The organism is Plantibacter cousiniae (nom. nud.) (assembly GCF_977070315.1).
This window is the reverse complement of sequence record NZ_CDRVEU010000018.1, coordinates 33,875-59,869: the sequence shown is the minus strand read 5'-3', so window position 1 is coordinate 59,869 and position 25,995 is coordinate 33,875. Positions and strand designations below refer to the sequence as shown.

Annotated in this window: 26 protein-coding genes and 2 tRNA genes; all 28 read right to left on the bottom strand. The window is 60.3% G+C overall.

The window, feature by feature from the left end:
• Positions 1 to 2: 2 nt before the first annotated feature.
• The 28 genes from ACW55A_RS26300 to plsX all read right to left on the bottom strand — a co-directional run bounded on the left by ACW55A_RS26300 (position 3) and on the right by plsX (position 25,994).
• Positions 3 to 76, bottom strand: a tRNA-Asp gene (locus tag ACW55A_RS26300).
• Between the two features lie 79 nt (positions 77 to 155).
• Positions 156 to 231: transfer RNA gene (locus tag ACW55A_RS26295), tRNA-Val, on the bottom strand.
• A gap of 150 nt (positions 232 to 381) precedes the next feature.
• A complete protein-coding gene (locus ACW55A_RS26290; RefSeq protein ID WP_003431014.1) occupies positions 382 to 1,200 on the bottom strand; it encodes an SDR family oxidoreductase in 819 nt (272 codons plus the stop codon).
• Complete coding sequence (locus ACW55A_RS26285) at positions 1,197 to 2,408, bottom strand: O-succinylhomoserine sulfhydrylase (protein WP_003368440.1); 1,212 nt, start codon at positions 2,406 to 2,408, stop codon at positions 1,197 to 1,199. The genes ACW55A_RS26290 and ACW55A_RS26285 overlap by 4 nt, the downstream gene beginning before the upstream one ends.
• 20 nt (positions 2,409 to 2,428) lie before the next feature.
• A complete protein-coding gene (gene purF, locus ACW55A_RS26280) occupies positions 2,429 to 3,937 on the bottom strand; it encodes an amidophosphoribosyltransferase (RefSeq protein WP_003347797.1) in 1,509 nt (502 codons plus the stop codon).
• Between the two features lie 12 nt (positions 3,938 to 3,949).
• Positions 3,950 to 4,537, bottom strand: coding sequence for a CvpA family protein (locus ACW55A_RS26275; RefSeq protein ID WP_003318487.1), 588 nt, complete (start codon positions 4,535 to 4,537; stop codon positions 3,950 to 3,952).
• A 118-nt stretch (positions 4,538 to 4,655) separates the two neighbouring features.
• Complete coding sequence (locus ACW55A_RS26270) at positions 4,656 to 5,327, bottom strand: SPOR domain-containing protein (protein ID WP_455809538.1); 672 nt, start codon at positions 5,325 to 5,327, stop codon at positions 4,656 to 4,658.
• Positions 5,311 to 6,615, bottom strand: coding sequence for a bifunctional tetrahydrofolate synthase/dihydrofolate synthase (folC, locus tag ACW55A_RS26265; RefSeq protein ID WP_003431005.1), 1,305 nt, complete (start codon positions 6,613 to 6,615; stop codon positions 5,311 to 5,313). The genes ACW55A_RS26270 and folC overlap by 17 nt, the downstream gene beginning before the upstream one ends.
• Entirely contained in the window at positions 6,612 to 7,532 is a 921-nt protein-coding gene (gene accD / locus ACW55A_RS26260) for an acetyl-CoA carboxylase, carboxyltransferase subunit beta (protein ID WP_003318491.1), read from the bottom strand. Before accD ends, folC begins: the two co-directional genes overlap by 4 nt.
• Before the next feature lie 252 nt (positions 7,533 to 7,784).
• Positions 7,785 to 8,405, bottom strand: a complete 621-nt coding sequence (locus ACW55A_RS26255) for a phosphoribosylanthranilate isomerase (RefSeq protein ID WP_498812013.1) — start codon at positions 8,403 to 8,405, stop codon at positions 7,785 to 7,787.
• A gap of 61 nt (positions 8,406 to 8,466) precedes the next feature.
• Complete coding sequence (gene truA, locus ACW55A_RS26250; protein ID WP_499140658.1) at positions 8,467 to 9,321, bottom strand: tRNA pseudouridine(38-40) synthase TruA; 855 nt, start codon at positions 9,319 to 9,321, stop codon at positions 8,467 to 8,469.
• A gap of 129 nt (positions 9,322 to 9,450) precedes the next feature.
• The gene (locus tag ACW55A_RS26245) at positions 9,451 to 12,297 is read right to left on the bottom strand and encodes a motility hub landmark protein FimV (protein WP_498812011.1); all 2,847 of its coding nucleotides are present in this window, start codon (positions 12,295 to 12,297) and stop codon (positions 9,451 to 9,453) included.
• A 109-nt stretch (positions 12,298 to 12,406) separates the two neighbouring features.
• Entirely contained in the window at positions 12,407 to 13,420 is a 1,014-nt protein-coding gene (locus ACW55A_RS26240; protein WP_003431002.1) for an aspartate-semialdehyde dehydrogenase, read from the bottom strand.
• A gap of 85 nt (positions 13,421 to 13,505) precedes the next feature.
• Positions 13,506 to 14,066 carry a DUF1285 domain-containing protein gene (locus tag ACW55A_RS26235; RefSeq protein ID WP_003431001.1) on the bottom strand — a complete coding sequence of 187 codons (561 nt, stop codon included), beginning with the start codon at positions 14,064 to 14,066 and terminating at the stop codon, positions 13,506 to 13,508.
• Positions 14,067 to 14,094: 28 nt separating this feature from the next.
• Positions 14,095 to 14,697: a DUF4823 domain-containing protein gene (locus tag ACW55A_RS26230; RefSeq protein ID WP_003318496.1), complete on the bottom strand. Its 603-nt coding sequence runs from the start codon at positions 14,695 to 14,697 to the stop codon at positions 14,095 to 14,097.
• 123 nt (positions 14,698 to 14,820) lie between these two features.
• Positions 14,821 to 15,483 carry a TetR/AcrR family transcriptional regulator gene (locus ACW55A_RS26225; RefSeq protein ID WP_103735631.1) on the bottom strand — a complete coding sequence of 221 codons (663 nt, stop codon included), beginning with the start codon at positions 15,481 to 15,483 and terminating at the stop codon, positions 14,821 to 14,823.
• Positions 15,484 to 15,640: 157 nt separating this feature from the next.
• Complete coding sequence (locus tag ACW55A_RS26220; RefSeq protein WP_044309967.1) at positions 15,641 to 16,294, bottom strand: LysE family translocator; 654 nt, start codon at positions 16,292 to 16,294, stop codon at positions 15,641 to 15,643.
• Positions 16,295 to 16,597: 303 nt separating this feature from the next.
• Positions 16,598 to 17,383 (bottom strand): TatD family hydrolase, encoded by a 786-nt coding sequence (locus ACW55A_RS26215; RefSeq protein WP_455809540.1) that lies wholly within the window; start codon positions 17,381 to 17,383, stop codon positions 16,598 to 16,600.
• Between the two features lie 14 nt (positions 17,384 to 17,397).
• On the bottom strand, positions 17,398 to 17,754 hold the full coding sequence (locus ACW55A_RS26210) for a PilZ domain-containing protein (RefSeq protein ID WP_003368414.1): 357 nt from the start codon (positions 17,752 to 17,754) through the stop codon (positions 17,398 to 17,400).
• A 34-nt stretch (positions 17,755 to 17,788) separates the two neighbouring features.
• Complete coding sequence (locus tag ACW55A_RS26205) at positions 17,789 to 18,775, bottom strand: DNA polymerase III subunit delta' (RefSeq protein ID WP_498812007.1); 987 nt, start codon at positions 18,773 to 18,775, stop codon at positions 17,789 to 17,791.
• Positions 18,768 to 19,400, bottom strand: a complete 633-nt coding sequence (gene tmk / locus ACW55A_RS26200) for a dTMP kinase (RefSeq protein ID WP_003368410.1) — start codon at positions 19,398 to 19,400, stop codon at positions 18,768 to 18,770. Before tmk ends, ACW55A_RS26205 begins: the two co-directional genes overlap by 8 nt.
• A 19-nt stretch (positions 19,401 to 19,419) precedes the next feature.
• Positions 19,420 to 20,553, bottom strand: a complete 1,134-nt coding sequence (gene mltG, locus ACW55A_RS26195) for an endolytic transglycosylase MltG (protein ID WP_003430993.1) — start codon at positions 20,551 to 20,553, stop codon at positions 19,420 to 19,422.
• A gap of 2 nt (positions 20,554 to 20,555) precedes the next feature.
• Positions 20,556 to 21,371, bottom strand: a complete 816-nt coding sequence (gene pabC, locus ACW55A_RS26190; protein ID WP_065349325.1) for an aminodeoxychorismate lyase — start codon at positions 21,369 to 21,371, stop codon at positions 20,556 to 20,558.
• A complete protein-coding gene (gene fabF, locus ACW55A_RS26185) occupies positions 21,371 to 22,615 on the bottom strand; it encodes a beta-ketoacyl-ACP synthase II (protein ID WP_004408311.1) in 1,245 nt (414 codons plus the stop codon). The genes pabC and fabF overlap by 1 nt, the downstream gene beginning before the upstream one ends.
• Before the next feature lie 114 nt (positions 22,616 to 22,729).
• Positions 22,730 to 22,966: an acyl carrier protein gene (acpP, locus tag ACW55A_RS26180; RefSeq protein ID WP_003368401.1), complete on the bottom strand. Its 237-nt coding sequence runs from the start codon at positions 22,964 to 22,966 to the stop codon at positions 22,730 to 22,732.
• Between the two features lie 191 nt (positions 22,967 to 23,157).
• Positions 23,158 to 23,901 (bottom strand): 3-oxoacyl-ACP reductase FabG, encoded by a 744-nt coding sequence (gene fabG / locus ACW55A_RS26175; RefSeq protein ID WP_003318510.1) that lies wholly within the window; start codon positions 23,899 to 23,901, stop codon positions 23,158 to 23,160.
• Positions 23,902 to 23,916: 15 nt separating this feature from the next.
• Positions 23,917 to 24,855, bottom strand: coding sequence for an ACP S-malonyltransferase (fabD, locus tag ACW55A_RS26170; RefSeq protein WP_455809541.1), 939 nt, complete (start codon positions 24,853 to 24,855; stop codon positions 23,917 to 23,919).
• Positions 24,856 to 24,971: 116 nt separating this feature from the next.
• Positions 24,972 to 25,994: a phosphate acyltransferase PlsX gene (gene plsX, locus ACW55A_RS26165; protein WP_498812004.1), complete on the bottom strand. Its 1,023-nt coding sequence runs from the start codon at positions 25,992 to 25,994 to the stop codon at positions 24,972 to 24,974.
• Position 25,995: the final 1 nt, after the last annotated feature.

The window sequence follows — 25,995 nt, the reverse complement described above, 5'->3', positions numbered from 1 at the left end:
GGCGCAGCGGACGGGACTCGAACCCGCGACCCCCGGCGTGACAGGCCGGTATTCTAACCGACTGAACTACCGCTGCGCATTGTGGACTTGCGTCCGTGTAAGCTTTTTAAAATCACTTTTGAAAGCCCTCGTACTTCAGCTTTCAAACTCAACGATGGTGGGTGATGACGGGATCGAACCGCCGACCCGCTGCTTGTAAGGCAGCTGCTCTCCCAGCTGAGCTAATCACCCTTTGCTTCGTTGAGGCCGCGAAATTTACGCACCTAACGAACCTAAGTCAATAGCCTGATTGAAGTTTTTTTAAAAACCGCCTCAATCACAAAACCCTCACCACACACCAAAAGCACAAGCAATAGCTCAATCGAAGCTCGTCCGCGCAAACTACTCGGCGTACACCATCTTGCGCGTCATGCCACCGTCGACCACGAACTCTTGCCCGGTCACGAAACCGGCGTTTCTGGACAACAGCCAGGCAACCATCGCCGCAACGTCCTCCACTGTCCCTACCCTGCCCGCCGGATGCTGGGCATGATCGGTCTCGGACAAAGGCTCGGCTCTGCGCAACGAGGGGTCGCGCGCGTCGATCCAGCCAGGGCTGACAGCATTGACACGAATCTCCGGCCCCAGACTGATCGCCAGCGCATGTGTCAGCGCCATCAGACCGCCCTTGCTGGCCGCATAAGCTTCGGTGTCGGCCTCCGACTGGCGAGAGCGTGTGGAGGTCAGGTTGACGATGCTGCCGCAATGCGCACGCAGGTAAGGCGCGCAATGCTTGGCCAGCAGCATCGGACCGCCGAGGTTGACTGCCAGTACACGGTTCCAGTGCGACAGCTCAAGGCTTTCCAGCGTAGTGTTGTGCGGATCGGCGATCGCGGCGTTGCACACCAGCGCATCGAGACGACCGAACTGCCGAAGCACCTCGGCCACGCCCGCTGCGACCTGCTCTTCACTGGCAACGTCCATGGCAATGAACAGGGCATTTTCACCCAGGGCACCGGCCACTTTCGAACCACGCGCACGATCCAGATCGGTCAACACGACTTGCCAGCCTTCGGCAATCAGCCACGCTGCAATGCCGAGCCCGATACCGCGAGCGGCACCGGTCACCAGGGCGACACGACCATTGTGGACGCTGGAAAATTTCAACGCCCACGTCTCACCCGGCTTGCCACTGGCCGGTTTGCTGGCCTCGCTACTCACAACGCCGCCAGACCACGGGCCAGGTCAGCCTGCAGATCAGCCACGTCTTCCAGCCCCACGGCAACCCGAATCAGGCTGTCGCGAATACCTGCGGCCTCACGTTCCTGAGGTGCGAGACGACCGTGAGAGGTGGTGCTCGGGTGAGTGATCGTGGTTTTGCTGTCGCCCAGGTTGGCGGTGATCGAAATCAGTCGCGTGGCATCGATGAAGCGCCATGCGCCGTCCTTGCCACCCTTGACCTCGAAGCTCACCACCGCGCCGAAACCCTTTTGCTGACGCTGGGCCAACGCGTGCTGCGGGTGGCTCTTCAGCCCGGCGTAATGGACTTTTTCGATGCCATCCTGCTGCTCGAGCCACTCGGCCAGTGCCTGGGCATTGGCACAGTGAGCGCGCATGCGCAGGTTCAGGGTTTCGAGGCCCTTGAGGAAGATCCACGCATTGAACGGGCTGAGCGTCGGCCCGGCAGTACGCAGGAAGCCGACCACTTCTTTCATCTGCTCGCTGCGCCCGGCAACCACGCCGCCCATGCAACGGCCCTGGCCGTCGATGAACTTGGTGGCCGAATGCACGACAATGTCAGCGCCCAGCAACAGTGGCTGCTGCAAGGCCGGCGTACAGAAACAGTTGTCGACGATCAGCATCGCGCCCTTGGCGTGCGCGATCTCGGCCAGGGCCGCGATGTCGACCAGCTCGGCCAGGGGATTGGACGGCGATTCGACGAAGAGCATTTTGGTGTTGGGCTTGATCGCCGCGTCCCAGCCGCTCAGATCGGCGAGAGGAACGTAATCAACCTCGACACCAAAGCGCTTGAAGTACTTGTCGAACAGGCTGATGGTCGAGCCGAACACGCTGCGTGACACCAGCACGTGATCACCGGCGCTGCACAGGCTCATCACCACGGCCAGGGTTGCCGCCATGCCGGTCGCCGTGGCGACAGCCTGCTCGGCACCTTCCAGTGCGGCAATGCGCTCTTCGAACGAACGCACCGTCGGGTTGGTGTAACGCGAGTAGACGTTGCCCGGTACCTCACCGGAGAAACGCGCAGCCGCATCGGCGGCCGTGCGAAATACGTAACTGGAGGTAAAGAACATGGGTTCGCCATGCTCTCCTTCCGGTGTACGGTGATGTCCGGCACGTACGGCTAGGGTATCGAAACCTACGCCTTCAAGGTCGCTGTCCAGCCGACCTGCATCCCATTCCTGAGTCATGCCGCCCACTCCTTGCCCAATTAGTTGTTGTACAGATCGATGATCGCGCTCACTGCCTGAGTCTTGATCTTGGAGGCGTCATTACGCGCGCTCTCGATCCGGTTCAAATAATGCTCGTCGATGTCGCCGGTCACGTACTTGCCGTCGAAAACCGAGCAATCGAAGTTGTCGATCTTGATTTTCTTGCTGCCGCTGACCGCTTCGATCAGGTCATTCAGATCCTGATAGACCAGCCAGTCGGCACCGATGAGGTCGGCCACGTCCTGAGTGGTGCGGTTGTGGGCAATCAGCTCGTGAGCACTCGGCATGTCGATGCCGTAGACGTTGGGGTAGCGCACAGCCGGGGCTGCAGAACAGAAGTAGACATTCTTGGCACCGGCTTCGCGGGCCATCTGGATGATCTGCTTGCAAGTGGTGCCACGTACGATGGAGTCATCCACCAGCATCACGTTCTTGCCACGGAACTCCAGCTCAATGGCGTTGAGCTTCTGGCGTACGGATTTCTTGCGCGCAGCCTGGCCCGGCATGATGAAGGTCCGGCCGATGTAACGGTTCTTGACGAAGCCTTCGCGGAACTTGACGCCCAGATGGTTGGCCAGCTCCAAAGCGGCGGTCCGGCTGGTGTCCGGAATCGGGATGACCACATCGATATCGTGATCCGGACGCTCGCGCAGGATCTTGTCGGCCAGCTTCTCGCCCATGCGCAGGCGCGCCTTGTAGACCGAGATGCCGTCGATGATCGAATCCGGGCGCGCCAGATAGACGTGCTCGAAGATGCACGGTGCGTACTTGGGGTTGGCCGCGCACTGACGGGTGTGCAACTTGCCGTCTTCGGTGATGTAGACCGCTTCGCCCGGCGCCAGGTCGCGAATCAGGGTAAAGCCCAGTACGTCCAGCGATACGCTTTCCGAGGCGATCATGTACTCGACGCCTTCGTCGGTATGACGCTGGCCGAACACGATAGGACGAATGGCGTCCGGGTCACGGAAGCCGACGATACCGTAGCCGGTGATCATGGCCACGACCGCGTAACCACCACGGCAGCGATTATGCACATCGGTCACTGCCGCGAAGATATCCTCTTCGGTCGGCTGCAACTTGCCACGCACGGCCAGCTCATGGGCGAATACGTTGAGCAGCACTTCCGAATCGGAATTGGTGTTCACATGGCGCAGGTCGGATTCGTAAATTTCCTTGGCCAACTGCTCGACGTTGGTGAGGTTGCCGTTATGCGCCAGCGTGATGCCGTAAGGCGAGTTGACGTAGAACGGCTGAGCCTCGGCCGACGTCGAGCTGCCCGCGGTGGGGTAACGCACGTGGCCGATGCCCATATGCCCGACCAGACGCTGCATATGACGTTGATGAAACACATCGCGCACCAATCCGTTGTCCTTGCGCAGGAATAACCGGCCATCATGGCTGGTTACGATACCGGCAGCGTCCTGGCCGCGGTGCTGGAGGACGGTAAGCGCGTCATACAGCGCCTGATTGACGTTCGACTTGCCGACGATACCGACGATGCCACACATGCGACACAACCCCTACTTAGTGGAACTGGATTTACCGAGCACATCCTGCGGCATTGTAGACGGCAGGATCTGTTCCTTGAACGGCATGTCAGCGGGTACGCTGATGCCGCTGGCGAGCCACTTGCTGGACATCCCGAGAATCAGGTTTTTCGACCAGTCAGCGACCATGAGAAATTGCGGCACCAGCCTCGACTGCTGCCACCATTGATCCTGTTGCACCGGCCCCAGGCTCAACAGCCCTACCGCCACAACGACAAGCAGGCCTCCGCGCGCTGCGCCGAAGACCATGCCGAGAAAACGATCGGTCCCGGAAAGCCCGGTGACGCGAATCAGCTCGCCTATCAGAAAATTGACCATGGCGCCTACCAGCAGGGTGGCGACAAAAAGAATGGTACAGCTCGCGATCACGCGGGCCGAAGGTGTTTCTATGTAATTGACCAGATACTGCGACAGCCCTGCGCCAAACATCCAGGCCACAACACCTGCAATGATCCACGTCGTCAACGACAGTGCTTCTTTTACGAAGCCGCGCTTCAGACTGATCAGGGCGGAGATGGCGACAATTCCGAGAATTGCCCAGTCAACCGGAGTAAATGGCACGTTGCAGCCTGCAGACGGATAAGGCGGCGCATTTTAGCAGAGCGTCCGCCTGCCGGTAAGCAGCGATTACCGGCGCGAGGCATTTTCCTTTGTGCCAGGGGCACCAGGTGCCGAACGGTCAGCCGCGCTCGGGCTGAAAGCGCACCACAATACCCTTGAGCTTTTGCTGTTTATCGAGCTGATCGCGCAGACGATCGGCCTCGGAGCGCTCGATGAGCGGGCCGACAAACACCCGGTTCACGCCATCAGCGGTGCGAATGTAGGCGTTGTAGCCCTGGGTACGCAGCGTCTTTTGCAGATTGTCGGCATTGGCCCGATTGGACATGCTTGCCAATTGCACCGACCAACTGATCGACAGACCATTGGCATCGACGCCAGCAGGTGCTGCAGGTTTGGCAGGAGCCGGTGTCGCTGCTGGTGCAGCAGCCGTCGCTGGCGCCGGAGCGGGTGCCGGTTTGGCAGCAGGTTTGGAGACCGGAGCAGCAGGCGCTGCAGGTGCAGCCTGAACAGTCGGCGCAGGCGCTATCGGCATGGCAGGCGGCTGGTTGCTGCTCATGTCATCGTCACCCGGCACAGGCTCCTGAGGCAGAACCTGAGGCTCCGGAACAGGCACCGGATCGACCCGCACCTGCGCAGCTGCGGGTGCCTGAGGCGCGGCTGGCGCCTCGACCTGCACCTGAGGTGTTTCATCTTCACGCGTGAAAAGCATGGGCAGGAAAATGACCGCCACGGCGATCAGCACCAGTGCTCCAACCATTCGCTGCTTGAATACGTTATCCAGCAAAGCCATTTGCAGCGTCCTCATCGGTGTACCGGGCCAACCATTCAAGGGCCTCGGCAACACAGTAAAATGAACCGAACAGCAGAATCTCGTCATCGGGCGTGGCATGCGCGCACTGAGCTTCCAGCGCCAACGCGATACTCTGATAGGACGTCACGCGGGCGCCAAGGTTCTGCAAGGCCGTCTGCAACTCTTCTGCTGGCCGACTGCGCGAGGTCGGAAGCGGCGCAACAGCCCACTCTTCAATGACCGGTGCCAGGTGCGCGACCACGCCGTCGAGATCCTTGTCGCTGAGCAGACCAAACACCGCTCGACGTTTGCCGCCAACTGGCTGCCGCGCGAGGCGTTGGCCCAGAAACCGCGCCGCGTGGGGGTTATGGCCTACATCCAGAAGCAGGTTGAGCGACTTGCCGTGCCACCTGACGACCCTGCGATCGAGACGACCGGCGAGCCGGGTCTCGGCAAGCACCTTGCCTGTCGCATCCGCTTGCAATGGATACCCCAGCAGGGCAAAGGCCTGAAGCGCCAGCGCGGCATTCTGCATGGGCAGATCGAGCAGCGGCAGACCGCGCAGCTCGATCTGCTCGCCCTGAGCGACACCGCGCCAGTCCCAGCTGTCTTCACCTATGGAAAGATCGAAATCCCGGCCACGCAGTAACAACGGACAGCCCAGCTCGCGGGCTTTGGCCAGCAACGGCTCGGGGGGCGCGGGGTCACCGCACAGCGCTGGGCAGCCGGCGCGAAAGATCCCGGCTTTCTCGAAAGCGACCGACTCACGGGTGTCGCCCAGATACTCGGCATGATCGACCCCGATACTGGTGACCAGCGCCAGATCAGCATCCACTAGATTGACCGCGTCCAGACGACCGCCCAGACCGACTTCCAGCACCACTGCATCGAGCCGGGCCTGCTCGAACAGCCAGAACGCCGCCAGCGTGCCCATTTCGAAATAAGTCAGGGTGACATCGCCGCGCGCCGCTTCGACCGCAGCGAAGGCGTCGCATAGTTCCAGATCGGTTGCCTCGGCGCCCTGCACTTTCACCCGCTCGTTATAGCGAATCAAATGCGGGGAGCTGTAGACACCAACCTTCAAGCCCTGAGCCTGCAACAAGGCAGCGACAAAGGCGCAGGTCGAGCCCTTGCCGTTGGTGCCCGTCACCGTGATCACCTGGCGCGCCGGGCGTGTAAGCCCCAATTGCAGCGCCACCTGTCGAGACCGGTCCAGGCCCATGTCGATGGCCGACGGATGCAGTTGCTCCAGATAGGCGAGCCAGTCGCTCAGGGACGTAGAGGTCATATCGTCGCGGGTGCCGGCGGGACGACGATTGGCTCGATGACGGGTGCGACAAAGCGAGGGGTCGGCAGATTCATCATCTGTGCCAGCAGGTTACCCAGGCGCGGACGAAGCTCACTGCGCGAGACGATCATGTCGATGGCCCCGTGATCCAGCAGGAATTCACTGCGCTGGAAGCCTTCAGGCAGCTTCTCGCGAACCGTTTGCTCGATGACCCGTGGACCGGCAAAACCGATCAGCGCCTTGGGCTCGGCGACGATGACGTCACCCAGCATGGCCAGGCTGGCGGAAACGCCACCGTAGACCGGGTCGGTCAGCACCGAGATGAACGGCAGCCCTTCTTCGCGAAGACGCGCCAGAACGGCCGAGGTCTTGGCCATCTGCATCAGCGAGATCAGCGCTTCCTGCATGCGCGCACCGCCGGAAGCGGCGAAGCAGACGAACGGGCAGCGATTTTCCAGCGCATAGTTGGCGGCACGTACGAAACGCTCGCCGACAATGGCACCCATCGAACCACCCATGAACGAGAATTCGAATGCCGAAGCCACCACCGGCATGCCCAGCAAGGTGCCGCTCATGGAAATCAGCGCGTCCTTTTCACCGGTCTGCTTCTGCGCAGCGGTCAGGCGATCCTTGTACTTCTTGCCGTCGCGGAATTTCAGACGGTCGACCGGCTCGAGATCGGCACCCAGCTCTTCGCGCCCTTCGACGTCCAGAAAAATGTTCAGACGTGCACGTGCGCCGATACGCATGTGGTGGTTGCACTTGGGGCAGACGTCCAGGGTCTTTTCCAGCTCAGGGCGATACAGCACCGCCTCACAGGACGGGCATTTGTGCCAGAGGCCTTCGGGAACCGAGCTCTTCTTGACCTCGGAACGCATGATCGATGGGATCAGTTTGTCTACCAACCAGTTGCTCATGCTTTATATCTCCAGTACCGGTGTGGCTCGAACGACTGACAAATCAAACGCCAGTCGCATGCCCTCGGATAAATTCGTATATGGACGACGATGAAAGGATAGCGATCGACTCATGGCCGGACCTGCGCGCCCCTCACCCCGATTTTTCACAACGACGGCGTTGCTCAGTGGCACCACCGCTTACTCGATTCGACCCGCGTGCCTCATGGCGGGAACAGGCTTATGGACGGCGGCCGATCAATAGCCGTCACATCAGGTGCCGTGCACCGCACCCATGAACGCCAGGATCTTCTCCCGATCCTTGATGCCCTTGCTCTTTTCAACGCCGCCGCTGACATCCACTGCATAGGGCCGGACTTGAGCGATGGCCTGCGCCACATTGGCGGACGTCAGCCCGCCCGCCAGGATGACCGGCTTGTCCAGGTCGTCCGGAATCAATGCCCAGTCGAAGGTTTCTCCGGTACCGCCGGGCACCCCTTCAACGTAGGTATCGAGTAGCACGCCGCGTGCATTGCGATAGGTCCGGCAGACCCCGGCAATGTCGTCACCGGCCTTGACCCGCAGCGCCTTGATGTACGGGCGATGATACCCATCGCACTCATCGGGTGTTTCATCGCCATGAAACTGCAGCATGTCCAGCGCGACGGCATCCAGCGTCTCGTTGAGCTCACAGCGACTGGCGTTGACGAACAGGCCAACGGTGGTGATGAACGGCGGCAACGCGGCAATGATGGCACGCGCCTGCAATACCGTCACCGCACGCGGGCTTTTCGGATAGAACACCAGACCGATCGCGTCGGCACCTGCCTCGGCGGCAGCCAGTGCATCCTCTATGCGGGTAATCCCGCAGATCTTGCTGCGAACGGCTGACATGTCGTGAGTAACCTCAAGCCTTTCGGAAAGTCCCGGATGTTAGCAAATGCTGCCGGGATCGTCAGCCGTCCAATTCCGCAAAGCCCGTAAGAAAATGAGGACCGATATAGCGCTCGGGCAACGGGAACTCATCACGGTACTCGACCCCGACCAGGTACAGCCCGTAAGGATGGGCCGTGACACCACCGGTACGCCGAATCCGGCTTTCCAGCACCTCCCGCGCCCACTCGACCGGACGCTCGCCGGTGCCGATGGTCATCAGCACTCCGGCGATATTGCGCACCATATGATGAAGAAAGGCATTGGCGCGCACATCGATCACGATCATCTTGCCGTGGCGGGTCACGCGCAGATGGTGCAACTGCTTGACCGGCGACTTGGCCTGACACTGACCGGCGCGAAAGGCACTGAAATCGTGAGTACCCACCAGGTATTCGGCAGCCTGCGCCATGCGCTCGACATCCAGCGGGCGGTGGTTCCAGGTAATTTCCTGATTCAGGTGCGCCGGGCGGATCTGATCGTTGTAGATCACATACCGATAACGCCGGGCGATGGCCTTGAAGCGCGCGTGAAAGGTGGCCGGCATGACTCTGGCCCAGGTGACGCTGACATCATGGGGCAGATTGATATTGGCGCCCATGACCCAGGCCTTCATGGTGCGCTCGGCCTGGGTGTCGAAGTGCACCACCTGACCACAGGCATGCACCCCCGCGTCCGTGCGACCGGCACACATCAGTGACACCGGTGACACGGCCACTTTTGACAAAGCGTCTTCAAGGGTTTCCTGCACGGTCAGCACGCCGGACGCCTGACGTTGCCAGCCGCAATAGCGCGAGCCCTTGTACTCGACGCCCAGCGCGATTCGGGAAAAGCCCTCGGCCGCCATCTCGGCGGCCGGGTTATCTATGTTCGCCAAAGTGGTACAGCCTGTCGGTTCGCGAAAAGTCGGCCATTATACGGCCGCAAAAAAAACACGCTACTCAAGCCGGACATCTGAAATGCAAACGGCCGCATAAGCGGCCGTGTGCAGGTTGCCGGGGTTGAATCAGGCCAGCCGCGAAAGCATCTCCCGCGCTTCGCTTTTCTGACCGTCATCGCCCTCGGTGACGACCTCATCAAGAATATCCCGAGCGCCGTCCGCATCGCCCATGTCGATGTAGGCACGCGCCAGATCAAGCTTGGTCGCCGCCTCGTCAGTACCAGCCATGAAGTCGAAGTCCGGCTCGTCATCCAGGGCTGCCGCATCCTCGGCGGTGAATCTTGGCTCATCGAGCGGCGGATGTTCGAGATTCTGCGAAAGACGCTCAAGCTCGGCGTTGACGTCGTCGATTTCAGTCGCGAATGCCTGGCTTGCCTGATCGGTTTCAATCTCGTCCGCCAGCGACAGGTCGAAATCCTCTGGAAGCTCGAGGTCATCAGTGACCGGTGGTGTAGGCGAGGTTTCACCCAAATCCAGCGGATCTTCGCCAAGGCCGAGCAGGAAATCATCTTCGCTCTTGAGGGCCGGGTCTTCCTCGGACAAGTCCAGATCGAAGTCGGCGAGGTCCTGCGGCGTTGCCGCTGCACGGGCCTCTTCCTGCTGCTGCATGACAGACTCGAAGCTCAGCTCTTCGTCATCCGCTACCGCCGAGACCTTGGGCTCGTCGAGCATCAGGTCATCGAGATCGTTAACGGTAGAGACTTCAGGCACAGACGGTTCTTCGAACTCGTCCAGGCTCAAGTCAAAATCGTTATCGAACGGGTCTGCCTCTTCGACAGGCTCTGCGGCCAGCGGAGCGGTGACTTCCGGCTCAGGCTCAGGCGTTGCAACAATTTCAGGCTCGGGCTCGGGCTCGGGCTCCTGCTCAGGCTCGGCCTCCTGCTCTGCCGAATCATCGGCCAGCAGCTCTTCAAGATATTTGGCATCGAGCTCTGCAACCAGTGCGGCCGTTGTAGCCGCCGCGGCGGCTGCAGCGACGGCAGGAGCAGCCGATGCAGTAGAGGTTTCAGAAGCCAGCGGCGCAGCAACAGGTGCCACCGGCTTCAGGGTCGAGTTAAGTTCTTCCCGCTGCTCGACCTCAGCTTCAAGCTTTCCCGCGGCCACCAGTTTACGTTCGTGGGCGGCATAGGCTTTGTTGTTACCCTGCTCGGCGTAGATTTCCATCAGTTTCAGACGGATATCGTCGCGCTTGGGGTCTTCGTTGACGGCTTCTTCCAGAAGCTCGATCGCCTGATTCATACGACCGTAAGCGATATGGATCTCGGCCTGAACCAGCGGATCGGCAGGACGTTCACGACCGGCAACGGCTGCTGCGGCGCCTCCCATGCGCACGTTGGGCGGCGGCACATCAAGCCCGTCGAAGCTGGCGGGGGGTGCATTCATGTCCATGTCCGAGACGAAATCCGACTCCTCGGCCAGCGCACGCGCCATGCGCTTGTGCTTCTCGGCTTCGGCCTTCGCCGCGCGACGACGCGCCAGGAACAACAACAGCAAGGCCAGAATCAGCAGTACCGCCCCACCGATCAGGCCAAGCAGTACAGGGTTGTTGATGATTTTCTGCAGCGCGTCCTGGTCTTCGTCTGCTGCAGCAACCGGCTCCACCGCCAGCGGCTGCTCTGGCGCCGGCGTCGCAACTTCGGCAGCACCGGCAGGCAATGCATCTTCAGGCGCAATCTCGCCAGCCGGTTTGACCGGAGCACCGTTGGCGTCGACCAGCGAGGCAGGCACTGCCGCGTTGGCCGGCGTTGCAGCGTCCGGGGTAGCGGCAGCTGGAGGCACGGCTGCGCCAGCGGCCTGCATCTTGGCCAACTGACCGTTTTTCAACTCGATCAGACGCTGCAGCTTGTCGAGCTGGCTTTGCAGGTCGTTCATGCGGCTTTTCAGCTCGGCATTATCACGACGTGTGGTATCCAGCGCTTCCTGAGCCACGGCCAGCTTGTTGCCCAGATCGCTGTCGCCCGCCGCACCTTTTGCCGCCGGCTTGCCGCTTGCCGAAACCAGACTGAGGTTATCGGAGGTATCGACTTTGGAAGGCGCCGCACCCGCGCGGTCACGACGGGTAGCATCGACCTGACGTGTACCGGCCGGCAGACGGCGACCTTCACGCCAGGCGCTGTATTGCCGGGAAACTTCTGCCACTGCCTGTGATTGCGGCAGCGCGGTGGTCTGCTGCGGCGTCGGAAGGCGCAGCACCTGCCCTTTCTTCAGGCGGTTGATGTTGCCACCAATGAACGCATCCGGATTCAACGCCTGAATCGCCAGCATGGTTTGCTGGACAGTCCCGCCATTGCGCACCTTCGCAGCAATTTCCCACAAGGTGTCGTTATTGGCGGTGACGTACTGCGACTGCTTGTCGGCGGCTGGCGCCGGCAACGTGGATGTGTTGGCTGCCGGTGCTGGCGCTTCGGCTGCCGGCGCTTCAGCCGACGGGGCTACCGTTGCCAGTTGCGCAGGCGCCGCGGGCGCTGCAGCGGGGGCCGGGGCTGCAGCCGCAGCGGCTGCCTCGGGAGAGAATTTCGGCGGATCGAGCAGAAGGCTGTACTCACGCAGCAACCGGCCATTGGGCCAGAGCACCTGAACCAGAAACTTCACATAAGGCTCGCGCACCGGCTTGCTGGAAGTAATGCGCAGAACACTTTTACCGTTGGCATTGATAACCGGGGTAAAGGTGAGATCGTTGAGAAATGCCTGACGGGTCACACCCGCCTGCGCGAAGTCTGCCGTGGTGGCCAGGCTGGGCACAACTTGCGTTGCGTTGAGCCCCTGAGCCTCGGTCAACTCGATTTCCGCTACCAATGGCTGATTCAGGGTCGACTTGACCGACAATTCCCCGAGCCCCAGCGCCTGCGCCATACCCGATGACAGCGCTGATGCCGCAGCGATTGCTAATACCAGTTTACGAACCTGAACCATAGCCCATCCCTTGTTTAAAGATTCCCCGAGATCCGGGGAGGTAGTCCTGCATTTGGGTGTAAGGCGTATCGCCGCTAAAACAATTATTCAAATTGTTGCCAAGTATCTTTTACACATAGTCTTTTATCAACAATTCGCCAACCTGCACAGCGTTGAGCGCAGCGCCTTTGCGCACATTATCCGAGGTCAGCCACAGATTGAGCTGCTCGGAATCGTCGGTCCCCGCCCTGACGCGTCCCACATAAACCACGTCCTGGCCCACCGCATCGCCCACCGGCGTAGGGTAATCCCCCGCATCGACCAGTTCGATTCCGTCTGCAGACTCGAGTGCAGCATTGACCGCCGCCACGTCGACCGCCCCGGCCGTGCGCAACGCTACCGTGAAGCTGTCACCAAAGAACACCGGTACCTGAATGCAGGTCGCAGACACTTTGAGCGATGGCAGCGCCAGCAGTTCGCGCAATTCTTCGACCAGACGCCTTTCCAGCGGCAGGTGCCCCGACGCATCTGGTGTCCCTACTTGCGCCAGCAGGTTGAACGCCATCTGACGATCAAAAAACCGCGCTTCCAGCGGGCGAACATTCAATAGCTCGGTGGTCTGACGTGCCAGCTCACTGACGCCTTCACGCCCCAGTGCCGATACCGCCAGACACGCCGTTACCGCCACCGACTGTATATCGATCAGGCCGAGCAACGGCGCCAGAGCCAGGGCAACCGCAGTGGCAGAAGCACTGGGACTGGCAACCAGACAAGGAGCGACGCCACGGTTGTGCAAAAGCGTAGCATTTATTTCCGGCACGACATTAGGTGCCTGGACTGCGGTAAATGCGCCCGACAGGTCGATGACCGTGCACCCCGCCGCTACCGCCTTTTCGGCGTGACTGCGACTGACCGCAGGTCCTGCAGCGAAAAACGCCATGCGCACCGTGCTGAAATCGAACTCGTCGACTTCACGTACGCGCACATTCTTGCCTCGAAACGGCACCGAGTGGCCTGCGGATTCGATGCTGGCCAGCAGGTACAGATTGCCGACCGGGAAATTGCGCTCCTCCAGAACCTGCACAACGGTTTCGCCGACAGTACCGGTTGCGCCGACTACGGCGATATCAAAGGACTGGCTCATGCAAAAACCTCAGGAAAATCAGGGAGCGGCACTTTAACCGCCGCATTGCCGACAGGCAATTCAAGCCGGCAATCAGGTGTGTATTTCAAGGCTCGAGCCCTATCGGGAAGAATACGCCATGGCTCCAGACGCCCAGCCAGCGCTGTTCATCTATATCGCGGGAAACGGCCAGCTCGACCAACTGATAGAAAACATTGCGGTGAATCAGCGCCTCCAGATTGCTCCGCACGTGAATGTAGGGCGCCGGTTCCTGGGTATCAGGGTCGGTTACAACGCGTAAAGGGTGTTCCGGTCCCGCCTCTGCCTGATCCTCTACATTGGTCAGAAAGCGCAACACCTGGCCCTCACCCTCCCCCAGCACCTCAAGGCTGACGGCGACAAAAGGCGCATCATCAACCGTGATGCCGACCTTCTCCACAGGAGTGATCAGGAAATAGTCGTCGCCGTCGCGGCGCATAATGGTCGAGAACAACCGGACCATCGGTTTGCGGCCAATCGGCGTACCCAGGTAATACCAGGTACCGTCGCGAGCGATACGCATGTCGATATCGCCGCAGAAATCCGGATTCCACAAATGAACAGGCGGCAACCCCTTGGTTTTGGGGATCTGTGCAAACAGATCACCCGCCTTGTTTGAATCGGTCACTCCACTCTCCTGATGCGAGCTTTAGGCTCTAGCGTTCGACACCCAATAAGGTACGAGCGTAGTCCTCAAGAGGCGGCCCCAGCAAATCCTCGGGGCTTTTGTCGTAAAGCGTCAGCAATCCGCCACGGCTGCGAATGCGTGCGCTGTCGATGAGGTAGCGGGTGCCGGTCTCGATCAGCATCAGCTGAATGACGCCGCTGTCGACGCCCAGACGATCCACCGCTTCCTGATCGGCCCATTGATCGCCATTGCCGATTCGGTCGTCAGCCTTGGCGAAACGCGCATAGAGCAAATAATGTGCGCCCGCAGCACGCGCCTCGACCATGGCTTCATCCAGCCCCAATGGGCCTCGGGCACGACGGACCATCGGGAAGTACTCGATAAAGCCCTTGAAGGCTTCTTCAGCCACCACGTTGGGGCGCGGATAGGCATTGCCTGGCGGCACGAAGGCGCCCTGAGCGATGTAAATGAACGAGTCAGGCTGCACGCGCCAGTTGGCAGTACGACGGGTTTCGCTATGGTCGAGCAGACCTGCGTCGCTGAATTGCTCGCGAACACCTTCGCCCATGTCACTGACTTTCATGCAGCCACTCAACGCCAGAAGCGCGAGCAGCATAACCAGGCTACGCATTATCCCCTCCCAAATACCGGTGACGGAAAACCGGCGAATGGTCATCGGATGCAGCTTCCGCGCCATATCTGGCACAGCCGCCATCAAAGCCTTGAAGCTGGCGCTCAAGACCGGGCTGGCGGGTTATTCGGCGGCGGGATCCGGCGTGGGCTCAGCGCTGATATCGCCGTCGCGCTTGCGCTTGTTGCCCATGCGTACGCCGATATCCATGAGGAAGTGGAAGAAGCCTTCCTGGTCTTCCAGCACGTTGCTCCAGAACGGCGAGTGATACAGCGCAACGGCGCCATGCACCAGCGCCCAGGCAGCACAGTAATGGTAGTAAGGCGGGACATCTTCGAGCTTGCCTTCACTGATGCGGCCTTTGATCAGCAGCGTCAGGTGTTCGAAGTTGGAAGCGCGGATCTTGTGCAGCTCTTCGACCAGCTCAGGCACCTGATTGCCTTTGACCACCTTCTCTTCCAGGCGGTCGAACAGGCGATAGCGCTGCGGGTCACGCATGCGGAATTCGAAGTAGGCGCGCGAGAGCGATTCCTTGTCCTTGTCGACATCGGCCGAATGCAGCAGCTCGTTCAGGTCCCGCTCGTAGTCGAGCATCAGGCGCAGGTAGATTTCCGCCTTGGACTTGAAGTGCTTGTAGATGGTGCCTTTGCCAATGCCGACGGCGTCCGCGATCATCTCGACAGTGACGCTGTCTTCGCCTTGCTCGAGAAACAGCTTTAGCGCGGTGTCGAGAATTTCCTGCTCACGGCGGCGAAATTCACGGACCTTACGAGGTTCTTTCTGCATAGAGAGGTCTGTCAGGATCGAAATCGAAGCGGGGTATTATGCCCAATCGGCGCTAAATTGCACGGTTCATCCATACTTGTCGACCTGCATGAACGATTCGCACGGGAAATCCGCACCGGTCATCGCGCGCCCGCTAGCATTCCGCTGCGCTGGAAATCTAGTGCGCTGGCAACGCGGGGGCAGCGACGACAAATTCCAGATAACCCGTAATCACCACATACAACGTGAAGTAGGCAAAGATCAGCGCCGAGGCTATGTATGACCAGCGCAACATTCGCTCGCCCATGAAACGCCCTCCCTGGTGAGCCAGCGCACACAGCGAGATCGACCAGACCACGCCTGCGGCGACGAACCCGGCGAGAAAGGTCGAAGCGCTGGCAAGATCAGAGCCTTGCCGGGCAATCAGCGCTCCGCCGACTGCGGCAAACCAGAGGATGGCGCTGGGAGAGGACATCGCCAGAAAGATCCCGCGCAGGAACAGCGCCAGGCTGGATTTTTCCGATGCAACGTCCTGGCTGCCGAGACCGGTGCTGACGGCGGTGGCACTCATGACCATCCTGAAGCAGAACCAGGCCAGCACCGCAGTGCCGCCAATCCAGAGCACGTAGCGCACGGCTTCATATTGCAGCAGCACGGCCATGCCGAGCATGGCCAGGATTGCGTAGGCCAGATCCCCAACGCAGGTTCCCAGGCCTAGCCACAGGCCTCTGGAAAAACCGCGCTGCATGGACAGCGTAATCATGGCGATGTTTGCCAGACCGATGTCCAGGCACAAGGAAAGACTCAGCAGAAAACCATTGGAAAACTCCACCCCACCACTCCATTACTGCGACACCTTGGTATTTCGCCCGATGAGAGTGTTCATCGAGCACTCAAGGATCGCTTTAGTATTCCAAAACTGTTTAAAAAACGACCAAAAGACACTGGACGCTACGCCGTCCTGAACAATACTTAAGCTGCTGACGCGTTATCATTCCCCAAATGACTCGGCAGTAGAGGTGCCAAAGGAAGAGCGCGCCTTTGTTTTACTCCTAATGGTCTTAACCCGGCTTCACCCCCCAGAATCCGGGTTTTTTTTGCCTGCGATTTGCCTGCCCGTCGACGTCCGTATCCGTCAGCGCTGAACGTGCGCCAGCGGAAACAGGCGAGCGAAATTGGCTGTGGTCTGCTCGGCAAAGCGCTCATAGGACTCGCCTCGCAGCATGGCCAGAAACTCGGCAACCTCACGTACGTACTGGGGCAGATTCGGCTTGCCCCGGTACGGGATCGGTGCGAGGTACGGGGAGTCGGTCTCGACCAGCAAACGATCGGCGGGCACCTGCCTGGCAACGTCGCGCAGGGCATCGGCATTGCGAAACGTCACGATACCGGACAGCGAAATGTAGTAACCCAGGTCCAGCGCGGCCTTGGCCATCTCCCAGTCTTCGGTGAAACAGTGCAGGACACCGGCGTGGGGCAAGGCGGCTTCGCGCAACAGGCCGAGGGTATCGGCGCGTGCGCCCCGAGTGTGGATGACCACTGGTTTTTCAGTGATTCTGGCTGCCTCGAGATGAACCCGGAAAGACGCCTGTTGCAGCTCGGCCGCTTCAGGTTCGTAGTGATAGTCCAGACCGGTCTCGCCAATCGCTACCACCCGCGGGTGATCCAGTTCCTTGAGCAACCAGTCCAGGGGCGGCATTTCGCCGGGCTTCACGTCCAGCGGATGAATGCCCACCGAGCAATCGACATCCGCGTAGCGTTCGGCGAGTGCCTTGACCGCACTCGCATTGTCGGCGCTGACACCGATGCAGAGAAAATGCCCGACCCCTCTGCCACGGGCGGCATCGAGGGCTGCATCCAGAGAGCCTGCGTGCTGGGCAAGGTCAAGGCGATCGAGGTGACAATGGGAATCTACAAGCATGGATTAAAACACAACTACATCGTATGGGTTGGACGATCGGACTTGAGAGCGCCGACCAGGTAAGTTTCGATCAGATTGCGGGCGGTGTTGTCGCCGTCATTGAACTGCACGCCCACGCCAGCGGTGCGATTGCCCTGGGCGCCTTTTGGCGTGATCCAGGCAACACGGCCGGCTACCGGAACCTTTTCCGGTTCGTCCATCAGATTGAGCAGCATGAACACTTCATCGCCCAGCTTGTAGCTTTTGCTGGTCGGAATGAACAGCCCGCCGTTTCTGATGAACGGCATGTACGCAGCGTAGAGAACGGATTTGTCCTTGATGGTCAGGGACAGAATGCCATTACGTGGACCTGTGCTCGGCGGCAAACTCATGACAACACCTCAACGGTTCCGGATAACGCAGAGTCTACGCCTGTCCCGGCAGGCCTGCCCACTGCACCAACAACGCTTCAAGCAGCAAGACCCTATTGAGGTTGGCCTTGGACATGACTTTCTGACGCTGCGCCAGAATCCAGTCCTGAATATCCAGCACTTTGGCGCGAGAAGACTTCTGCGCCAGGTACTGAATCACCTTGCGCATGTCACCCAGGCCAAGGCCTTCCTCGTCCTGCGTCATCTGATAGCGCAGGATCAGATGCGACCAGTCACAGAACCAGTCGAACAACAGTAACAGCGGAATATCCTTCCAGCCCTCGGCCAGCTGGGTAGCCGACTGTTGTTGCTTGAGCAGCTTCTTGACGCCGTCGACCACCAGCGCGCGCTGTTCGCGAACGCCCTGCGTATGCAGCGCCACCACAGCCAGCGGCGACCCGGCGGCCAGCGTCAGCAACTCGAAGCGCTCGTCCTGGGTGCAATCGGGCAAGGCCCCGCTCAGCCAGTCGAGGCTCATCTGCTCGCCAGGCAATGGGCAGGCCTGCTGCACGCAGCGGCTCTTCACCGTTGGCAGCAAACGACTCGGTTGATGGCTGACCAGCAACAGAACGGTATTGCCTGACGGCTCTTCCAGACTTTTCAGCAAGGCATTGGCGGCGTTGGTATTCATCGCTTCCACCGGCTCGACGAGCACCACCTTGCGCCCGCCCATCTGGGCGGTCTGCACCACGAAACTGACCAGATCACGCACCTGATCGACCTTGATCGGTTTGTCCGCCTCTTCCGGTTCAAGCACGTAATTGTCAGGATGGCTGCCAGCCGCCAGCAGCAAGCAGGACTTGCAGTGCCCGCAGGCATCGAGCCCTTCGGGCGTCTTGCACAACAGGCTGGCCATCAGCCGTTCAGCCAGGGCGCGCTTGCCGATACCCGCCGGCCCGTGCAGCAGATAGGCGTGAGCATGCTGGGCGCGACCGGCCATCTGCTGCCAGAGCGAAGCCTGCCAGGGGTAGGCTTCAGCCACGTTGCAGCTCCAGCAACTGAGGCAGCAAGGTGTCGAGGGACGCTTGGACATCCGCCAGGGTCTGTGCGGCGTCTACCAGGCGATAGCGCGCAGGCTCAGCCTTGGCGCGCTCCAGATAGGTGCTGCGCACGGCGTCGAAGAATGCCCGGCCTTCCTGCTCGAACCGATCCAGCCGACCGCGTGCAGCGGCACGTGAAAGGCCGATCTCCACGGGCAGGTCGAACACCAGCGTCAGGTCAGGTCGCAGGTCGCCTTGAACGAATTGCTCCAGCGCTGCAATACGCTCATGGGACAGGCCGCGGCCGCCGCCCTGATAGGCGTAGGTCGCATCGGTAAACCGATCACAGAGCACCACCTCGCCACGCGCCAGCGCAGGACGAATGACTTCGGCCAAATGCTGTGCACGCGCGGCAAACACCAGCAGCAGTTCGGTGTCGGCGCTCATGGCCTCGTCGCTGGGCGCCAGCAACAGCTCGCGAATACGCTCGGCCAGCGGAGTGCCGCCCGGTTCGCGGGTCAGCAGTACCTGAATACCCTGCGCACGCAATTGCGCCGCCAGGTAGTCGCGGTTGGTGCTTTTGCCTGCACCTTCCGGGCCTTCAAGAGTGATAAACAAGCCAGTCACAGGTCATCCTTAATCGTCATCATTGCGCACTCGGCTCGGACTGCGGCGCATCCGGAGCATCCGCAGGCACGGTTTCCGAAGAGGGCGAGTCAGTTGCCGGTGCCGGTGTGGCCGGTGCTGCAGGTGCCGGGCTGGAGCGATAATCCGCGCGGCGCTTGAGCTGATAGTCACGCACGGCCGCATTATGGGCATCCAGGTCGTCCGAGAACACATGGCTGCCGTCACCCTTGGCCACGAAATACAGGCTGCTGCCGTCCACCGGATTGAGCGCAGCGTGAATCGCTTCGCGCCCCACCAGCGAAATGGGCGTCGGCGGCAGGCCGGCGATCATGTAGGTGTTGTAGGGTGTTGCTTCCTTGAGGTTGGCGCGGGTCAGTTTGCCGTTGTAGCGCTCGCCCATGCCGTAGATAACGGTCGGGTCGGTCTGCAACTGCATGCCCAGCTTCAGGCGACGCACGAACACACCGGCTATCTGGCCGCGCTCCTGAGGTACGCCGGTCTCCTTCTCGACCAGCGACGCCATGATCAGCGCCTGGTAAGGGTTTGAATAGGGAGCCTCTGACGACCGCGCATTCCATTCCTCGTCGAGTACTTCTTCCAGGCGGCTATAAGCCTGCTTGAGCAATTCGGCATCGGTCATGCCGCGCACGTAGCGGTAGGTGTCGGGAAAGAAGCGGCCTTCTGGAAACACATCGGGATGGCCGATTTTCGCCATCAGCTCGCTGTCGGACAGACCTGCCAGCGTTTGATCGAGCTTGGCCTGCTTGGCCAGCGCAGCACGCACCTGGCGGAAATTCCAGCCTTCGACCAGCGTCAGGCTGTATTGCACGACCTCCTTGCGCTTCCAGACGTCGAACAGGCCCTTGACGTTCATGCCCGGCACCATGCGGTATTCACCGCTGTGCAGCGCCTGTCCGGACAGGTTGAAACGCCAGTAGAGACGCAGCCAGAAAGCGTCCTTGATCACGCCATCGGCCTGCAATCGATTGAGTACGCCGGTCGGCGTTGAACCAGCAGGAACGTCCAGCAGTTGTTCCTGAGCCACCTCAAGTGGCTGGTTCAGAGCCTGATACTGCTGCCAGAACGCAAAGCCGAGCAGCAAACCTGCCAGGACAACCGCTGTTTCCAGCAACACCAATATTTTTCGGATCAAAATCAGATATCCAGAAGGGTGCGGGCAATACCTTGCAGTTTACGGGTGAGCGGCCCGACCGGCCAGTTCAACGCTGCAAAGCTGCAAACCGGCCAGAGGCCGTACACGCTATTGCATAGAAACACTTCGTCCGCCGATTCAAGGTCAGACATGTGCAGGTCACGAATATCGACAGCCAGCCCCAGCTTTGGTGCCTGATCCAGCAACTCGGCACGCATCACACCGGCGACCCCGCAGCGGCTGAGATCGGCAGTCAGCAGACGCCCCTGACTGACCAGAAACAGGTTGCTGTAGACACCCTCTATCAGTCGCCCGGACGTGTCACGCATCAAGCCCTCGGCGTGCTCGCTGTCACTCCACTCGGAGCGAGCCAGTACCTGCTCCAGACGATTGAGGTGCTTGAGTCCAGCCAGAAGCGGCTGTTCCGCCAGACGCGTCTGGCAGGCAAACAGGCGCACGCCCTGCTCGGCATGCACACCCGGATAGGCTGGCGCAGGGCCGCCCTGCAGGATTCGACGCGATTGGGCATTGGGGGCTGGAGCGTAACCGCGCTGGCTGTCGCCGCGGGTAAGGATCAGCTTCATGACCCCATCGCCAAGCTCTGCAGCGAAGCGGGTCATTTCTGCACGGATAAGCGCATGATCGGTTGCGATCGACAAGCGCGCGCATCCGTTTTCGAGACGCTGCAGATGGCGCTCCAGGAGCAATGGCTGCCCGGCCTTGACGACGATGGTTTCAAACAGTCCATCGCCGTAGGCCAGCCCCCGGTCCTTGAGGGACAAGGCGTCTGCGGGGCAGCCATCGACCCAGGCGGGCATTACTCGGCGAACCGACGGAATACCAGCGAGCCGTTGGTGCCACCGAAGCCGAAGGAGTTCGACAGAACGACGTCGATCGGCATGCGGCGCGCTTCGTGGGGCACGAAGTCCAGATCGCAGCCTTCGCTTGGCTCATCCAGGTTGATGGTCGGCGGAGCCACCTGATCAACCATTGCCAACACACTGAAGATCGCTTCGACAGCACCGGCGGCGCCCAGCAGGTGGCCGGTCATCGACTTGGTCGAACTGACTGCCAGCTTGTAGGCGTGATCACCGAATACCGATTTGATCGCAGAAGCTTCGGCCAGATCGCCTGCAGGCGTCGACGTACCGTGTGCGTTGATGTACTGCACCTGATCGGGATTGACCCTGGCATCACGCAACGCATTGACGATGCAGCGCGCAGCACCGGCACCGTCATCAGGTGGCGAGGTCATGTGATAGGCGTCACCGCTCATGCCGAACCCGACCAGCTCTGCATAGATGGTCGCGCCACGCGCCTTGGCGTGCTCAAGCTCTTCGAGCACCATGGCACCGGCACCATCTGACAGGACGAAGCCATCTCGGCCTTTGTCCCAGGGACGACTGGCGCGGGTGGGGTCGTCGTTGCGGGTCGACAGCGCACGCGCTGCACCGAAGCCGCCCAGACCGAGGCCGCAGGCGGCCATTTCGGCGCCGCCAGCGATCATCACGTCCGCTTCGTCATAGGCGATGTTGCGCGCGGCCATGCCGATGCAGTGGGTTGCAGTGGTGCAAGCCGTCGCGATGGAGTAATTGGGTCCCTGTGCGCCCAGATGGATCGACAGGAAACCGGAAATCATGTTGATGATCGAGCCAGGAACGAAGAACGGTGAAATCCTTCCTGGACCCTGCTCGTGCAGCAGACGACTGCTGTTTTCGATATTGGTCAGACCACCGATGCCCGAACCCATGGCAACGCCGATGCGCTCACGGTTTGCATCAGTGACTTCAAGGCCGGCATTACGCACTGCCTGGAAGCTGGCCGCGAGGCCATACTGAATAAAGAGATCGAGGCGGCGCGCTTCTTTGGGCGCGAGGTATTCTTCGACGTTGAAACCCTTGACCGAGCCGCCGAAGCGGGTGGTGAAGGCTGACAAGTCCGTGTGCTCGATAAGGCCAATGCCACTGCGGCCCGCCAGAATGCCTTGCCAACTGCTGGGCACGTCATTGCCCAGTGGCGAAAGCATGCCCATCCCGGTGACCACGACGCGTCTACGCGACACAGGACTCTCCTTCTCTCTTGTTTACGGAACAATCACAGCGTTTTTTAAAGAAAAAACCGCACGCCGATTAAAGCAGTGCGGTTTTCCCGTGACAGCAGTCAGCGACTACAAATCTTAAGCCTGATGGTTAGTGACGTAGTCGATTGCTGCTTGAACGGTAGTGATCTTTTCCGCTTCTTCGTCCGGGATTTCGGTCTCGAATTCCTCTTCCAGAGCCATTACCAGCTCGACGGTGTCCAGGGAGTCAGCGCCCAGGTCCTCAACGAAAGAAGCAGTGTTGACAACCTCTTCTGGTTTGACGCCAAGTTGCTCTGCAACGATTTTCTTGACGCGCTCTTCGATGGTGCTCATACCTAGTTTTAACTCCTAGTGGAAATGTTCAGGCATCTGGCCAGTGGGTAAGTGTATAGAAGAGGTTTTGCGAATTTCAAGCTTAACGCTCTCCCCTTATGCCCAACCGTACCTTCGCCCATTCATAGATTGCAGCTTTATAACGGATTTTAGACAGCTCGTATGACATTTTTTTGAAACAGGTCGTCACATTAGCTCATGTACATGCCGCCGTTAACAGGGATTGTGGCCCCGGTAACGTAGCCTGCGCCTTCGGACGCAAGAAAAGCGACTACGTGCGCAATCTCTTCGGCTTGCCCCAAACGGCCCAGGGGTATCTGGGTAATCAGTGACTCACGCTGAGCCTCAGGCAGCTCACGCGTCATGTCGGTGTCGATGAAACCCGGTGCCACCGAATTCACGGTGACCGCCCGCGAGCCCACTTCACGGGCCAGAGCCCTGCTGAAGCCTTCCAGACCGGCCTTCGCGGAAGCATAGTTTACTTGACCGGCGTTGCCCATGGCACCCACAACCGAACCAATGCTGATAATACGTCCCCAACGCGCCTTGGTCATGCCACGCAAAACGCCCTTGGAAAGACGGAAAAGGCTGTTCAGATTGGTGTTGACGACGTCATACCATTCGTCATCTTTCATGCGCATCATCAGGTTATCACGGGTGATACCGGCATTATTGACCAGAATCAACGGTGCGCCAACGCGCTCCTGAATGGTGGACAGGACCGAATTCACAGACTCGGCATCACAGACATCCAGCATCAGGCCAAAGCCTTCGATGCCGTTTTCCTTGAACGTCGCACTGATGCGCTCGGCGCCGGACTCTGACGTCGCGGTGCCCACGACAACAGCACCGTTGCGTCCCAATTCCAGAGCAATGGCTTGACCAATGCCGCGACTTGCACCGGTTACCAGTGCCACTTTACCTTGAAGGCTCATGCAGGCTTCTCCTAATCAGGCCAGTGCCGCGCGCGCGGCGGCAAAGGCGTCCGGGGTATCAAGGTTGTAGGTAATCACGCCGTCGGCGCAACGCTTGTTCAGACCGGCCAGCACTTTGCCCGGACCGCACTCCACAAGCTGGGTCGCACCGCGACTCGCCAGACATTGAATGGATTCGACCCAGCGTACCGGCTTGTACAACTGCTCCAGCAAATCACGCTTGAGCGTCGCCAGATCACTGACAGCACTGGCACTGACGTTTTGTACCAGCGCGATTTCCGGTGCCTGCCATTCGATGGCCTCAACGGCCTCGGCGAAACGTTCGGCAGCCGGGCGCATCAGTCCGCAGTGCGATGGCACGCTGACCGGCAACGGCAAGGCGCGCTTGGCACCACGGGCCTTGCACAGCTCCATGGCACGCTTGACGGCCTCGGCGGAACCGGCAATCACCACCTGACCCGGCGAGTTGAAATTCACGGCACTGACGACTTCGCCCTGCGCCGCTTCGGCGCAGGCTGCGATAACGTCGGCATCATCCAGACCCAGAATGGCGGCCATGCCGCCCTGACCCGCTGGCACCGCTTCCTGCATCAACTGGCCGCGACGCTCGACAAGCTTCACGGCGTCGGCCAGGCTCAGGCTTTGCGCGGCCACCAGTGCGCTGTATTCACCCAGGCTGTGACCGGCGACGAACGCAGGAACCGCACCGCCCTCGGCCAGCCACACATGCCACAAGGCAACGGAAGCGGTGAGAATGGCCGGCTGGGTCTTGTCGGTCTGATTGAGCAGCTCGGCAGGACCGTTCTGAGTCAATGCCCACAGGTCGTAGCCGAGGGCTTCGGAAGCCTGCTCGAAAGTGTCGAGGATCAGCGGATGCTGCGCGCCTTGCTCGGCGAGCATACCGAGCGATTGCGATCCTTGACCCGGAAAGACGAATGCGAGGGATGCAGACATTTGACAAGCCTCTGAATTATTGTCGCCAAAATGGGCGTCCGGAAAGGCCGAACGCGGGAATTCTAATTTACATGACTGATCGGTTGGATGACTGACCAGTCTGATGCGTCACATTTTCAGGTTCGGCCGTCCTGAAACACCGCTTCAAGCCGCCCCTTCAAACGCTCTGGCAGGTTTTCACGGGACTCGACGACCGCTCGCTGAATCGCACTCTGAAAACCTGAAACACTCGCAGAACCGTGGCTTTTCACCACGACCCCCTGCAACCCGAGCAGGCTCGCACCATTATGACGGGCGGGTGCCAGATCGGTCTGCAAGCGCTTCAGCAAGGGCAACGCCAGCGCGCCGACTGCCCTGCTGAGCAGATTACGCTGTAACAGCGCCTCGATTCTGGCTGCAATCATGGTCGCCAGCCCCTCACTCGACTTGAGCAATACGTTGCCGACGAAACCATCACACACCACCACGTCAGCCTCCCCCCTGTACAACCCGTCGCCTTCTACATAACCAATGTAGTTAAGCCCCGACGCAGACTGCAAAAGACCGGCAGCACGTTTGACCTGCTGATTGCCCTTGATGTCTTCAGTGCCCACGTTGAGCAAGGCCACTCTGGGCGTTGCGACACCGAGGATCTCGGCAAGCACCGAACCCATCACTGCAAACTGATAGAGCGCCTCGGCACTGCAATCGACGTTCGCCCCCAAGTCCAGCAGTTGGCAATGACCCGAGCAAGTGGGAATGGCTGCGATCATTGCCGGGCGGTCGATCCCTGGCAAGGTCTTGAGCACGAACCGGGAAAGCGCCATCAGCGCACCGGTATTGCCGGCACTGACACAGGCCTGGGCCTGACCGCTGGCCACCAGCTCGAGAGCAACGCGCATGGAGGAGTCAGGTTTGCCACGCAACGCCTGAGACGGACGCTCGTCCATCGCAATCGTTTCACTGGCATGAATGACACGCAGGCGCGAACGGTCCACGGCTTCATGAGCAGAGACGAGTTCTTCAATAAGGGGAGCTTGGCCGACAAGGGCCAGGTGAAGCGAGGGAGTAGCTGTCAGGCACGCGAGGCTTGCCTGAACAATGTTGCGGGGACCGAAGTCCCCGCCCATTGCGTCGATCGCGATGATCGGAGCGGACAAG